This is a genomic window from Streptomyces mesophilus, assembly GCF_040300965.1.
GTDB lineage: Bacteria > Actinomycetota > Actinomycetes > Streptomycetales > Streptomycetaceae > Streptomyces > Streptomyces mesophilus_A.
Genome location: NZ_JBEPEW010000010.1, coordinates 25093 through 37612, shown reverse-complemented (window position 1 = coordinate 37612; position 12520 = coordinate 25093). Strand labels below are relative to the sequence as shown.

Sequence of the window (12520 nt, the reverse complement as noted above, 5' to 3'; positions counted from 1 at the left end):
TGCCCAGGTGGTGAGCAGGCAAGCTCGGGCGCCGAGCCGAGCGTTGTCAGTGGTGGCCGATAGCCTTTGAAGGGCTCGGCCCCCGGGAGGGAGGGGTCTGTCCGGGCCACGCGTCGCTCACGCGCCGAGCGGCCCCACGCCCACACACCGAGCAGCCCCACGCTCACACACCCCGAGCAGCCCACACTCACACCCCGAGCGGCCCCACGCTCACGCCCCCAGCAAGCGCTCCAGCACCACCGCGATGCCGTCATCCTCATTGGACAGCGTCACCTCGTCGGCGACCGCCTTCAGCTCGTCGTGCGCGTTGGCCATCGCGACGCCGTGCGCCGCCCAGCCGAACATCGGGACGTCGTTGGGCATGTCGCCGAAGGCGATCGTGTCGACGGCCTTCACGCCCAGGCGGCGGGCCGCCACCGCGAGCCCCGTGGCCTTCGAGAGCCCCAGCGGCAGCAGCTCCACGATGCCCGCGCCGGCCATCGTGACCCCGACCAGCTCGCCCGCGACCCGGTGCGCCACGGCCCACAGCTCGTCGTCGGTGAGGTCGGGGTGCTGGACGTACACCTTGTTCAAAGGCGCCGACCACAGCTCCGAGGCGTCCTTGATCGGGACGTACGGGAGCGGGCCCTCCTGGGCCTGGTAGCCGGGGCCGATCAGGACGTCGCCGTCCACACCGTCGCGGCTCGCGGCCAGGGACAGCGGGCCGACCTCGGCCTCGATCTTGGCGAGGGCCAGGCCCGCGAGCTGGCGGTCGAGCGTAACCGAGGTGAGCAGCCGGTGCTCGCCCGCGTGGTAGACCTGCGCGCCCTGCCCGCACACCGCGAGTCCCTCGTATCCGAGGTCGTCGAGGATGTGCCGGGTCCAGGGCACCGCCCGGCCGGTGACGACGATATGCGCCGCACCGGCCGCGACGGACGCGGCGAGTGCGTCGCGGGTGCGCTGCGAGACCGTGTGGTCGTCACGCAGGAGCGTGCCGTCCAGATCGGTCGCGACCAGCTTGTACGGGAAGCCCTCGCCCTGTGCTGAACTCACTTGGCGACCGGCTCCAGGACCTCACGGCCGCCGAGGTAGGGACGCAGCACCTCGGGCACGCGCACCGAACCGTCGCTCTGCTGGTGGTTCTCCAGGATCGCCACGATGGTGCGCGGGACGGCGCACAGCGTGCCGTTGAGCGTGGCGAGGGGCTTGACCTGCTTGCCGTCGCGCATACGGATCGACAGGCGGCGCGACTGGAACTCGGTGCAGTCCGAGGTCGAGGTCAGCTCGCGGTACTTGCCCTGGGTCGGGATCCAGGCCTCGCAGTCGAACTTGCGGGCCGCGGACGAGCCGAGGTCACCGGTGGCGACATCGATCACGCGGTACGGGAGTTCAAGGGAGTCGAGCCACTGCTTCTCCCACTCCAACAGGCGCTGGTGCTCGGCCTGCGAGTCCGCCGGGTCGACGTACGAGAACATCTCGACCTTGTCGAACTGGTGGACCCGGAAGATGCCCCGGGTGTCCTTGCCGTGCGAACCGGCCTCGCGGCGGAAGCAGGGCGAGAAGCCCGCGTACCGCAGCGGCAGCCGGTCGGCGTCGATGATCTCGTCCATGTGGTACGCGGCGAGTGCGACCTCGGAGGTGCCGACGAGGTACAGGTCGTCCTTGTCGAGGTGGTAGACGTCCTCGGCGGCCTGGCCGAGGAAGCCGGTGCCGGCCATCGACTGCGGGCGCACCAGGGCGGGCACCAGCATCGGCGTGAAGCCGGCGGCGGTGGCCTGCGCGATGGCGGCGTTCACCAGGGCGAGTTCGAGCAGGGCGCCCACGCCGGTGAGGAAGTAGAAGCGCGAACCGGAGACCTTGGCGCCGCGCTCGACGTCGATGGCGCCGAGGATGTTGCCGAGTTCGAGGTGGTCCTTGGGCTTGAAGCCCTCCTCCTCGAAGTCACGGATGGTGCCGTGCGTCTCGAGGGTGACGAAGTCCTCCTCGCCGCCGACCGGGACGCCGGGGTGCACGAGGTTGCCGAGGCGCTGCAGGAGCTCCTCGGTCTCGGCCTTCGCCTTGTCCTGCTCGGCGTCGGCGGCCTTGACGGCCGCGGCGAGCTCCTTGGTCCTCTTCAGGAGCTCCTCGCGCTCCTCGGGCGAGGCCTTGGAGACGAGCTTGCCCATCGCCTTCTGCTCGGCGCGGAGTTCGTCGAAGCGGACGCCGGACGACCTGCGCCGTTCATCGGCGGAGATGAGGGAGTCGACGAGCGCGACGTCCTCACCACGGGCGCGCTGGGAAGCGCGGACACGGTCGGGGTCCTCACGGAGCAGGCGAAGGTCAATCACGCGTCCAGGCTACCGGGGCGGGCTCCGGACCCCCTACCCGATATTCCGGTGCGTCACGTTATGCCCTATTTATTCCGCTTGGTGAGGAATTAGGAATGCGCGGAATTCGGGCGGGGCTGCGCGTCAAGAAAAGTCTCCGCGCATGCCCGGAAAGTGGCAAACCAGGTTCATCGCCTTGACCCGACTCGCTTGTACGGAAGGGGACTTGGGGACGGGTTGTCCACAGCGATCCACCGGTTCGGAAAGTTATCCACAGGGTGTGCGGGCGATCTGTGGATTTCGGAGGTGATCATTCCGAGTCGTGAAAGTCCGCCTCAGGATTCCCGGTTCAAACCACTCGTACACCCACTTTCGAGTGGATTCGACTCGCTCCAACGAGTTGATCAATGGAAACAGGCTGACGAAGGGTGACATGCCCGGCTGTGGACAGATGTGGGCCGCAGGAGCCGATTTGTCGACCCTGTCGCAGTTTGTTGTCGACTTGTCCCCAGGTCGAGAAGCGGCCTGTGGAAAACTTCTGTGGACAGAGAAAATCCGCAGGTAGGACTGGGGGCGGGAGAGAGAAGGAGGGGATGGGGGCGGGGGATAAGTGACCGGGTGAGGGCTTACGCCCGACCGTCCTGCGCCCGCGTCAGCCAGTCCGAAGCCGAGACGAAGTCGGCGTCCGTGGTCCCCGGACGCAGCGCGCGTACCTCCGAGAGCGCGACACCCGCCCGCGGATACGAGCCGAGGAAGCGCACCTTCGGCGAGATCCGCTTGAGCCCCATCAGGGCCTCACCGACCCGGCGGTCCGAGATATGGCCCTCGGCGTCCACGGCGAAGCAGTAGTTGCCGATGCCGGCGCCGGTCGGTCGGGACTGGATCAGCATCAGGTTGACCCCGCGTACGGCGAACTCCTGGAGCAGTTCGAGCAGCGCGCCGGGGTGGTCGTCGCCGAGCCAGATGACCACGGAGGTCTTGTCGGCGCCGGTGGGGGCGGCCGGCCGGGCCGGGCGGCCGACCAGGACGAAGCGGGTCTCGGCGTTCTCGGCGTCGTGGATGTCGGTGACGAGCGCTTCCAGGCCGTACGTGGCCGCGGCGAACTCACCCGCGAAGGCCGCGTCGAACCGGCCCTCCTGGACTAGCCGGGCCCCGTCCGCGTTGGACGCCGCGGACTCCCACAGGGCGTCCGGCAGGTGGGCCCGCAGCCAGTTGCGGACCTGGGGCTGGGCCACGGGGTGACCGGTCACGGTCTTGACGTCGGAGAGCTTGGTGCCCGGCCGTACGAGCAGCGCGAAGGCGATCGGGAGCAGCACCTCGCGGTAGATCATCAGCGGTTCGCCGGTGGCGAGTTCGTCGAGGGTGGCGGTGACGCCGCCCTCCACGGAGTTCTCGATCGGTACGAGCGCGGCGGCGGCCTCCCCGCTGCGTACGGCATCGAGCGCCGCCGGCACCGAGACCATCGGCACGAGCTCGCGCGTGGCGGCCTCCGGCAGCGTGCGCAGGGCGGCCTCCGTGAAGGTGCCTTCAGGGCCGAGGTACGTGTAACGGGTCGCCGACATACCGTCACCCTAATGGGCCGCATGGGGGCATGCCGCCGATGCCCGACGGGTCACCCGTGCGAGGAGCCCTTAGCCCTCGAGCAGCCGCTGCCCCACGTACTCGCCCTTGCCCGGCCCACCCGGCACCGCGAACAGGCCGCTCGACTCGTGCCGGATGAACGAGGACAGCGCGTCCCCGCGGTCGAGCTTGCGCTGCACTGCGGTGAAGCCGCGCAGCGGATCCGCCTGCCAGCAGATGAAGAGCAGTCCGGCGTCCGGTGTCCCGTCCGCCGCGATCCCGTCGTGGTACGAGAACGGGCGGCGCAGCATCGCGGCCCCGCCGTTCTGGTCCGGGCGCGAGATGCGGGCGTGGGCGTCGGCCGGGATGACGAGCTTGCCGCCGGCGCCCACCTTGTCGAGCTCCGGCTCCGTGGTCTCCGTACCGCCGGTCAGCGGCGCACCGTCCGACTTGCGGCGGCCGATGACTTTCTCCTGGGCGTCGACCGAGAGCTTCTCCCAGTCGTCGAGCAGCATCCGGATCCGGCGCACCACCGCGTACGAGCCGCCGGCCATCCACGAAGGGTCCCCGGAAGCCGGCACGAAGATCCGCCGGTCGAAGTCGGACTCCGAGGGCTTGGGGTTGTTGGTGCCGTCGACCTGCCCCATCAGATTGCGTGCCGTCATGGGGTGGGCGGTGGCGCCCGGCGAACGGTTGAAGCCGTTCATCTGCCAGCGCACCCGCGCCGCGCTCCCGGCGTCCTTCTGCAGTGCGCGCAGCGCGTTGAAGGCCACGAGGGCGTCATCGGCGCCGATCTGGATCCACAGATCGCCGTCGGAGCGCTTTGGGTCCAACCGGTCCGAGGAGAACGGCGGCAGCGGATCGAGCGAGCCGGGGCGCTGCTTCTCGAGTCCCGTACGGGAGAAGAAGCTGTGGCCGAAGCCGAAGGTGACGGTCAGCGAGGACGGGCCCGCGTCCAGCGCGATGGCAGTGGCGCCGTCCGAGACTTCGCCCCGCATCAGCCGCTCGGCCGTCGCCGACCAGCGCCGCAGCAGCGCCGCCGCCTCCTTGCGGCCGGCGCCCGGCGCGAGGTCGAAGGCGATCAGATGGCCGCGGGCGTGCAGCGGTTCGAGGATGCCGGGCTGGTGCTCGCCGCCCCAGACGGCCTCGGTCGAGCCGAGCGTCGACAGCGCGGCCGGCGCATCGGACTCGGTCGCGGCGTACCCGGCCGCACCGCCCGCCGCGCCGAGCACCAGGCCGCCCGCGCCGACGGCACCTGCGGTGCCGAGCAGCCGCCGCCGCGAGATGCCCTCGGACCCGGACACCTCGGAGGCGTCCTCGGCCAGCTGATTCGTGTCCTGCATGGTTCAGCCGATCTTCACGTTCTTGCGCACGGTCACCTGGTCGATGTCGGAGGTCCGCACGGTCACCGCGAGTTCCCACTCGCCGCCCATCGGGATCTGCACGCCGGTCGACGACCAGTGTCCCGTGACGATGCGGTCGGGTGTGACCGGCAGCGGGCCGATGTCCTTGGACTCCAGGGTGAAGGCGACCGTGACCTCGGGGAGGTCGAAGGGCTTGCCGTTCGGACGGGTCGCCCAGACGTGCAGCTCATTGGCGCCCGTACGCCCCGGGGTCATGTCGATGCGCAGGTTGCCCTTGCCGTCCTCGCCCTTGGTGTCGAACGGCAGGGTGAGGTCGAGCGGCTGGTTCGCGGCGGCCGCCGGCGCGGACTGCTCCGACTGCTCCACGGTGCGCCCGGGTTCCGTCGAGGTCAGGACCGTCGTCACGGCGAGCAGCACGACCGCGACACCCGCCTCGGCGAGCACCGAACGCCGCAGCCCGGCCCGGCCGGGGTCCGCGTCCCGCAGCCGCTTCTCGCGGGCCGCGGCCACGGCGGCCTGCTGGCGGGCGAGTTGGGCCGCGCGCTTGGGGTTCTTCGGGGTCTTGCCCGCGGCCACGCCGACCTTGGCCCGCTGCTCGACCACCTTCGCGCCGGGGCCTTCGGCGGCCTTCGCGCCGCTCTCGGCCGTCGCGCTCTCGGCCAGCCCGGCGGTCCAGCGCCGGGAGATCCAGCCGACGCCGAGGAGTACGGCGACCAGGCCGATCTTCACGATCAGCAGCTGTCCGTACGACGTCCCGGTCAGCGCCGACCACGAGCCGACCTGCCGCCAGGACTGATAGAGCCCGGTCCCGGCGAGGACGACCACCGACCAGAACGCCAGCGACGAGAACCGCCGTGCGGCCGAGGCCTCGAGGGACGGCACCTTGAACAGCGCCACGAGCAGCGCGGTCAGACCACCCAGCCACGTCGCCACGGCAAGCAGATGCAGGACGTCGACGGGCATCGCGATCCCCGTCTGGATCCCGCTGGACGCGTGCTCGGCCAGCGCCCAGGTCGAGGCGATGCCCGCCGCGACCACGGTGCCGCCGATCGCCAGGCCGAAGGTCAGGTCCCGCTTCTCGGCAGCTTCCTCCGGCTTCGCCTCGGCGGTCTCGCGCTTCGCGTACGCCCCGAAGAGCACCGCGATGAACAGCGCCGCGGCCGCGAGCAGCAGCAGCCGCGAGACGAGCGCCGCGCCCGTCTTCGTCTGCAGGACCTCACTGATCTGCCCGAGGTCGAGGACGTCGGAGAGCTTGCCGGAGTCGGTGTACGGGCCGCGGAGCAGCAGCAGGGCGAGCGTCGCCGCGGTGAGCGCGACCCATCCGTACGCCACAAGACGCTGCAGCGGACGGGCCGTCGCCCCCTTCGGCCAGCAGATGAGGACGAAGGCCGCGCCGCCCGCCATCACGGTGAAGGCGGCGTACGAGACATAGCGTGCGATGCCGTAGAGCACACCGACCGCACCGCCGCCGGCCTCCTGGCCGGAGAGCTGCACGGTGGTGTCGGAGGGCGCGCCGATCGAGAAGCTGAAGGCGCCCGAGACCGGATGGCTGTCCGTGGAGACCGCCTTCCAGGCCACGGTGAAGGTGCCGTCGGGCAGCCCGGCGACCAGCTGCTTCTCGTACGAGGCGGACTTCCCGCTGCTGACGTCCTTGATCTTCCCCTTGTCGACCTGCTTGCCCTTGGGGTCGAGCACCCGCACCGAGTCGTCCGACATGGCGACCTTCTCGGTGAAATGCAGGGTCACCTTGTCCGGCGCCTGCTGCACCACCGACCCCTGCCCGGGATCGCTGCCGGTCAGCGCGGCATGCGCCGACGCGGGCGCGGCACCGGCGAGCAGCGCCCCGGTGACGGCCACGAACAGCAGCAGAAACTGCACGAGGGGAGTGCGGACGATCCCGCTCGTACGTGGACGGGGGTCGGTGGGCGGCATGGCTTGCGGTCCCCTTTTCTCAGCTGTTCTTCGGGTTGTACGTGGCGTCCTTGACCTCGAGCTCGGTCTTCACCGTGCCCGCCTTCTCGAAGCGCAGCTCCACCTCGACCTTGTCGCCCACCTTCGGCATGGACGTGAGCTCCATGAACATCAGGTGGTTGCCGCCGCGCTCGAAGTCGAGCTCGCCGTTCGCCGGGATGGCGAAGGAGGCGACGTGCTCCATCTTCTGGTCGACCGTGCGGTGGCCCATGACCTCTTCGGCGAGCGGGCTGCTCATCCCGATGAGCTTGTCGGAGCCGCCCTTGTTGACGATGGTCATGAACCCGCCGGCCATGTCCTTGAGCGCGGGCTTCGGCATATAGCCGTCGCGCACGCTCAACTGCGGCTCGGACGAGCCCTGTCCGGACCCGGAGTCCGAACAGCCCGCGAGCAGCACCACCGAGGTGAGGGCTATGGCACCGGCCAGGGTCGCGCGGCGCCTCACGGCTTCTCCCCCTTCATGATCTTGGGGAGGTCCTTGGCGTAGTCGTCCGAGGTGGCTTCCTCGCCGTTGTAGAGGACATAGCCCTCGTCGGTCTTCGGCGAGAACGCGATGACCTGCTTGCCGTGCGTGGAGGTGACGGTGCCGTCCTTCTCCTTCACCGGCTCCTCGATGACGATGCCGAGCGAGCGCGCGCTGGCCTGGATCGTCGGGAAGTCGCCGGTCAGGCCGATGAAGGACGGGTCCTGTGACTTCATCCACGTGCCCAGGTGCTCAGGGGTGTCCCGCTCGGGGTCGGAACTGACCATGATGACCTGGAGCTTGTCGATCTCGGCCTTGGGGAGCTTCTTCTCCAGCTCCTTCTTGGCCACGGCGAGATTGCTCATGGTGAGCGGGCAGACGTCGGGGCAGTGCGTGTAGCCGTAATAGATCAGTGTCGGCTTGCCCTTGGTCTGCTCACGCAGATCGAACTTCTTGCCGTTGGTGTCCGTGAGAACAAGGTCCGGCTTCTCGAAGGGACGGTCGAGGACCGTCGCCGCCTTCTCCACGGTGATGTCGGTGGCGGCGGGCGGCGTCTTGGAGTCGTCCCCGCTCTGGGTGACGGCGAGGGCGCCGGCCCCGAGGGCCAGCGCCGCGCCGACGGCGATACCGGTGATCAGGCCCACGCGTCGCTTGGGCCGCCCGGCATCGTCGTGCTTCTGGATGGGCATGGGTTTTCTCTCTCAGCAGGTGGTGCGGGTGCGGCCGTCAGGCCGAACGACGACGTCCGGCCAGCACGCCGAACGCCACACCCGCCGCACCCACCAGGATGCCCGCGATGCCGAGCGCCCTTGCGGTGCCGTCGCTGGAGTCGGCGGAGGCGGTGTTCTCCTTGGCGTCGTCGCCGCCCTTGGCGTCCGAGTCGGAGTCGGCGGCCTTGTCCGCGGAGCCGCCGCCGTGGTGGTCGTCGGCGGCCTCGCTCAGCTGGAGGACGGGCGCGGGCTTCTCCGGCTCCTCGCCGCCCTCGACCGGCTCCTCGATCCAGCGGACGACTTCCTTGTCGCTGTACGTCTGCAGCGCCTTGAACACCATCTGGTCGGCGTCCTCGGGCAGCTGGCCGAGCGAGACCGGGAACTGCTGGAACTGACCGGGCTGCACGCCCTTGTCGTCCGCGGTCCAGGTGACCTTGGAGACGGCCTCGGTGATCTTGTTGCCGTGCACCTCGAGCGGCTTGTCCAGCTTGGACTTGGTGACCTCGACGTCCCAGCCCGGGACCGGCTGCGGCATCACGGACGCGAGCGGGTGGTCGGTCGGGAAGTTGACCTCGACCTTGACCGTCGAGGCGGTGTCGGACTCGTTGGGCACCTTGAAGTTGACGGTGGCGTACGAGCCCTTGGCGGCCTCGCCCTGCGGCTGCACGGAGACATGCGCGAAGGCCGTACCGGAGAGCAGGACGACGGAACCGGCGGCGACGGCGGAAGCGGTCAGAACACGAGAGATCTTCATGGCAGAGAACTCCACTCGGCAGTGGTGAAAGGTGTCGGGACTTCAGCACGCAGCCGGCCGGTCGGCGGCCGTGCGTGCGTGTCTGCCGCGCGACACCTCCGTACCGAATGGGGTCGGAAGAGGGCCGCGTCAGGCAGCGAGTGCGAACGGGTCCGCGGGCGGCCCGCGCCTGTTCACCGAGTGCGCGAGTGCGGTGGTACGGGGCTTCGCGGGCGGATCCGGCAGCGCACCCCGCGCGCTCCCGGCGGTCCCGGGCGCACCCGGAAGGCCGGCCCGCAGGGCGCGCACCAGCGCGAGCGCGGCGCGCAGCCCTCGTACGAGCGCCACCTCCGCGATCCCCTGCACCGAGAAGACCGACAGCTCGACGACCCGCATCAGCGCGAGATCACCGCGGCGCAGCAGCCAGCCGAGCGCGAGCGCGGCCAGGAGGTGGCCGAGCAGCATCGGCAGATCGGGCAGCAGGTGTGCGCCCGGAGCCATGCCGTCGGGCATGTGATGGGCATGGCCGCCCGAGGTCGGCGGGGCGAGACCCGCGTTCGCGAGAATGCCGTACGCCTGGTGAGGGCTGGTGACCACGGCCCCGGCCCCGCACAGCAGACCGGTGGCCTGCTCCATCGCGGAGTGGTCGGCCATGCTCTGCGCGGCCAGCTGCTGGCTCTGCCCGAACAGACAGTGCAGCCCCAGCTGGCCCACCGCGAGCGCCCCGGTGATCACCGCGGCGGAGCGCGGCCGTCCGGAGAACGGCACGGTGACCGCGAGCGTCAACAGGAAGCCGAGGCCCAGGGACCAGACCGGCACGGCCCCGTGCGAGGCGAGGAGATGCCCGCCCGCGGACAGCGCGACACAGACCGTGGCAAAGGCCACGGCCCTGAGCAGCCGGAACTCGGTTCCGGCCCGTGGTGCGCGGGGCTGGGGGGCAGGCATGACCGGCTCATCATCGCACTGGGCTTATCCCGTCCGTACGGCAGGTCCGCAAGGTCCGGAACGTGAGGTTCTGCCCAGGGCCCGGGTTTCTTTACACCCGGTGATGTATGCGGCACATCCGCCGTATGGGCGGCATCACGTCAACTCGGCGATTGCAGACGGCCGTAGGCGGCAATACGTATCGGTATGCCGAGCCGCAGCCAGGAGGCCTGAGTCATGAGCCTTTGGTGGTCACTCCACTTGCGGCGCGAGGCTGCCAGCGTTCCGCTCGCCCGCCGGCTCCTGCTCGGCACGATGGAGACCGCGGGCGTCGACCCCGACATCTCCTTCGAACTGTCGGTCGCGCTGACCGAGGCCTGTGCCAACGCGGTGGAGCACGGGGCTTCGGAGTACGGCTCCGGCGAGCCCCGCCCGGATCAGGACGCGTACCGGGTCACGGCGTATCTGGACGGCGAGAAGTGCCGTATCGAGGTCGCGGACTCGGGTCCCGGATTCCCGCTCGCCACGATCGAACGGCCCACGACGCGTGACTACACCCCGCCGGCGGACTGCGAAGCGGAACACGGCCGCGGCCTGGGCCTGATCGAGGAGATCGCCGACCACGTCTCCTTCGCCAACCGCGACGGCGCGGTGGTCAGCTTCGACAAGATCCTCAAGTGGCGCACGGACTCACCGCTGGTGACGGTGTGATGCCGGCCGTACGCGTCTGAGGCCCGTCCACACCTGAAGTCCGTCCGCGGCCGAGGTCCCTGTGCCCCGGGGCTGTGGGCCGCCCGTCATTCCCCGCCGCACGCGTCGACGAGGCCGCGGATCAGCGGGTTGCGGTCGTCGGCGCGCCAGGCGAAGACCCAGCGGAGGGGGTCGGCATCGCGTACGGGGAGATAGACGAGGTGGGGCCAGGGATAGAAGGAGGCCGATTCGGCGGCGGTGGCGACGACGGCGTGCCCCGCGCTGACCACCTTGAGCAGGTCGTCCCAGGTGGCGACCTCCGGCCCGCGGGGAATGGGGCGTCCCGAGGGCGTGTGGAAGGGGGCGCAGGCCTCCTCCATGGAGGCCGGGATCGGCGACCGGTGCGACGGGAAGGCCAGCTCGCCGAAGTCCTCCGGACAGACCGACTCCCGATCCGCGTACGGGTGCGTCGCGGCCGCCATCAGGACCAGGGGCGAGCTGTGGGTGACCGGGCCGACGGCGAGGTCGGGCTCGCTGAACGGCAGCCACAGGTGCGCCACATCGATGTCGCCCGACCGCAGCGGGGTGATCGGGTCGACCGGGTTGAGGTCGCTGTGCACCAACTGCGCGGATGGGTGGCCGGCCCTGAACCGCTCGGTGATCTCGCGGATCATCCAGTTCTGCGGGCCCATGGTGCCCAGCTTCAGCGTGCCGCCGTCGCCGCGGACGGACGCGGACACCTCGTCGATCCCGTCGAGGATCTGCCGGTAGGCGGGATGCAGGTTCTGGTAGAGCCGCCGGCCGGCCGGGGTGAGGCGGACCGTGCGTGAGGTGCGCTCGAACAGCGGGGCGCCGATGCGGCGTTCCTGTTTTCTGATGGCGTGGCTCACGCGGGACGGAGTGACGTGCAGCCGCTCGGCGGTACGGCCGAAGTGCAGTTCCTCGGCCAGCGTCAGAAAGATCTCGATGTCGCGCAGCTCCATGAGCGCCTCCCCCGGCCGTGAACTTATAGGTCAACTCAGCGCTGACACAACGCTCATCGGTGACCTGTGGGGCAACGCAGCCTTGCGGAAACCGCTGTTGTTCGCGGGGGGCGACGCGACCAGCCTGGACAGCGGAGCCGCCGCCGGGCGCGGCTCGCGGAGGAAGGGAACGCGCCGTGCTCACTCCCATCGCCTATGGTCTCGCCGTCCTGCTGAACCTGTTCGTCCTCTACATCGGGTGCTGGTTCCTGCTGGCGCCCCGTACGGCGGCGGCCGGGTACGGGGTGCCCGCGCGAGCCGAGGGCGACCCCGCCTACCTCACGGTCAAGGGGCTGCGCGACGCCGGTTACGGACTGACCGGCCTGGGCCTCCTTGCGTTCGCCGGTGCCGAGGCCGGGGCGTGGTTCATGCTGCTTGTCGCGCTGGTTCCGCTGAGCGATGTGTTCGTCGTGCTCCGGCACGGAGGCACCAGGGCGGTCGCGTTCGGCGTCCACTTCGCCACCGCCGTGGCTGTACTCGGCAGCGCCGCTCTGCTGTTCGCCGTATGAGAATCCGAAAGCGGGTCCCACCGGCTCTGCGGATGGTTCCACTGGATCTACAACGCCGGGCTCGCTCTGACCATCGCCACCATGACTCTGCGCGGCACCCTGACGGTGCTGGGCCGGGAGAGCGCTGAGGCGCTCGCGCTGGTCTCCGGTCTCGGTCACATCCTGCTGACCGCAGGGCTGGTCCTGTTGTTCCTCACCCTCGAAAGGCGGATTCCCGCCGGAGCCGAGCCGGTTCAAGGCCCTGGCGCAGACGCGGCCCCGGCGCAGATGCAGACGTAGACGCTCCCCG

Annotated in this window: 12 protein-coding genes and 1 pseudogene; 3 read left to right on the top strand and 10 right to left on the bottom strand. The window is 70.2% G+C overall.

Annotated elements, in window-relative coordinates:
* Positions 1–210: 210 nt before the first annotated feature.
* The 9 genes from ABT367_RS06145 to ABT367_RS06105 all read right to left on the bottom strand — a co-directional run bounded on the left by ABT367_RS06145 (position 211) and on the right by ABT367_RS06105 (position 10031).
* A complete protein-coding gene (locus tag ABT367_RS06145; protein ID WP_199549037.1) occupies positions 211–1032 on the bottom strand; it encodes an HAD family hydrolase in 822 nt (273 codons plus the stop codon).
* Positions 1029–2306, bottom strand: a complete 1278-nt coding sequence (gene serS / locus ABT367_RS06140) for a serine--tRNA ligase (RefSeq protein ID WP_352250082.1) — start codon at positions 2304–2306, stop codon at positions 1029–1031. The genes ABT367_RS06145 and serS overlap by 4 nt, the downstream gene beginning before the upstream one ends.
* Positions 2307–2911: 605 nt before the next feature.
* Entirely contained in the window at positions 2912–3847 is a 936-nt protein-coding gene (gene pheA, locus ABT367_RS06135; protein ID WP_352250080.1) for a prephenate dehydratase, read from the bottom strand.
* A 69-nt stretch (positions 3848–3916) separates the two neighbouring features.
* On the bottom strand, positions 3917–5188 hold the full coding sequence (gene efeB, locus ABT367_RS06130) for an iron uptake transporter deferrochelatase/peroxidase subunit (protein ID WP_352250078.1): 1272 nt from the start codon (positions 5186–5188) through the stop codon (positions 3917–3919).
* 3 nt (positions 5189–5191) lie between these two features.
* The gene (locus tag ABT367_RS06125; protein ID WP_352250076.1) at positions 5192–7141 is read right to left on the bottom strand and encodes a copper resistance CopC/CopD family protein; all 1950 of its coding nucleotides are present in this window, start codon (positions 7139–7141) and stop codon (positions 5192–5194) included.
* A gap of 19 nt (positions 7142–7160) precedes the next feature.
* The gene (locus ABT367_RS06120) at positions 7161–7625 is read right to left on the bottom strand and encodes a copper chaperone PCu(A)C (RefSeq protein ID WP_352250074.1); all 465 of its coding nucleotides are present in this window, start codon (positions 7623–7625) and stop codon (positions 7161–7163) included.
* Positions 7622–8332 carry an SCO family protein gene (locus ABT367_RS06115; protein ID WP_352250072.1) on the bottom strand — a complete coding sequence of 237 codons (711 nt, stop codon included), beginning with the start codon at positions 8330–8332 and terminating at the stop codon, positions 7622–7624. Before ABT367_RS06115 ends, ABT367_RS06120 begins: the two co-directional genes overlap by 4 nt.
* Before the next feature lie 37 nt (positions 8333–8369).
* Complete coding sequence (locus tag ABT367_RS06110; RefSeq protein ID WP_352250070.1) at positions 8370–9107, bottom strand: YcnI family copper-binding membrane protein; 738 nt, start codon at positions 9105–9107, stop codon at positions 8370–8372.
* A 129-nt stretch (positions 9108–9236) separates the two neighbouring features.
* A complete protein-coding gene (locus tag ABT367_RS06105) occupies positions 9237–10031 on the bottom strand; it encodes a hypothetical protein (protein WP_352250068.1) in 795 nt (264 codons plus the stop codon).
* A gap of 216 nt (positions 10032–10247) precedes the next feature.
* On the opposite strand from ABT367_RS06105, the gene ABT367_RS06100 reads away from it, so the two are divergent.
* A complete protein-coding gene (locus ABT367_RS06100) occupies positions 10248–10721 on the top strand; it encodes an ATP-binding protein (RefSeq protein WP_165335032.1) in 474 nt (157 codons plus the stop codon).
* A gap of 86 nt (positions 10722–10807) precedes the next feature.
* Here ABT367_RS06100 and ABT367_RS06095 read toward each other — a convergent pair whose 3' ends face one another.
* Complete coding sequence (locus ABT367_RS06095) at positions 10808–11683, bottom strand: LysR family transcriptional regulator (protein ID WP_352250066.1); 876 nt, start codon at positions 11681–11683, stop codon at positions 10808–10810.
* Positions 11684–11859: 176 nt separating this feature from the next.
* Here ABT367_RS06095 and ABT367_RS06090 point away from each other — a divergent pair, with 176 nt between their 5' ends.
* Both ABT367_RS06090 and ABT367_RS06085 read left to right on the top strand, forming a co-directional pair.
* Positions 11860–12231, top strand: coding sequence for a DUF4267 domain-containing protein (locus ABT367_RS06090; protein ID WP_352250065.1), 372 nt, complete (start codon positions 11860–11862; stop codon positions 12229–12231).
* A 30-nt stretch (positions 12232–12261) separates the two neighbouring features.
* Positions 12262–12510: pseudogene (locus ABT367_RS06085) on the top strand (DUF2871 family protein); the annotation flags it as partial.
* Positions 12511–12520 lie beyond the last annotated feature (10 nt).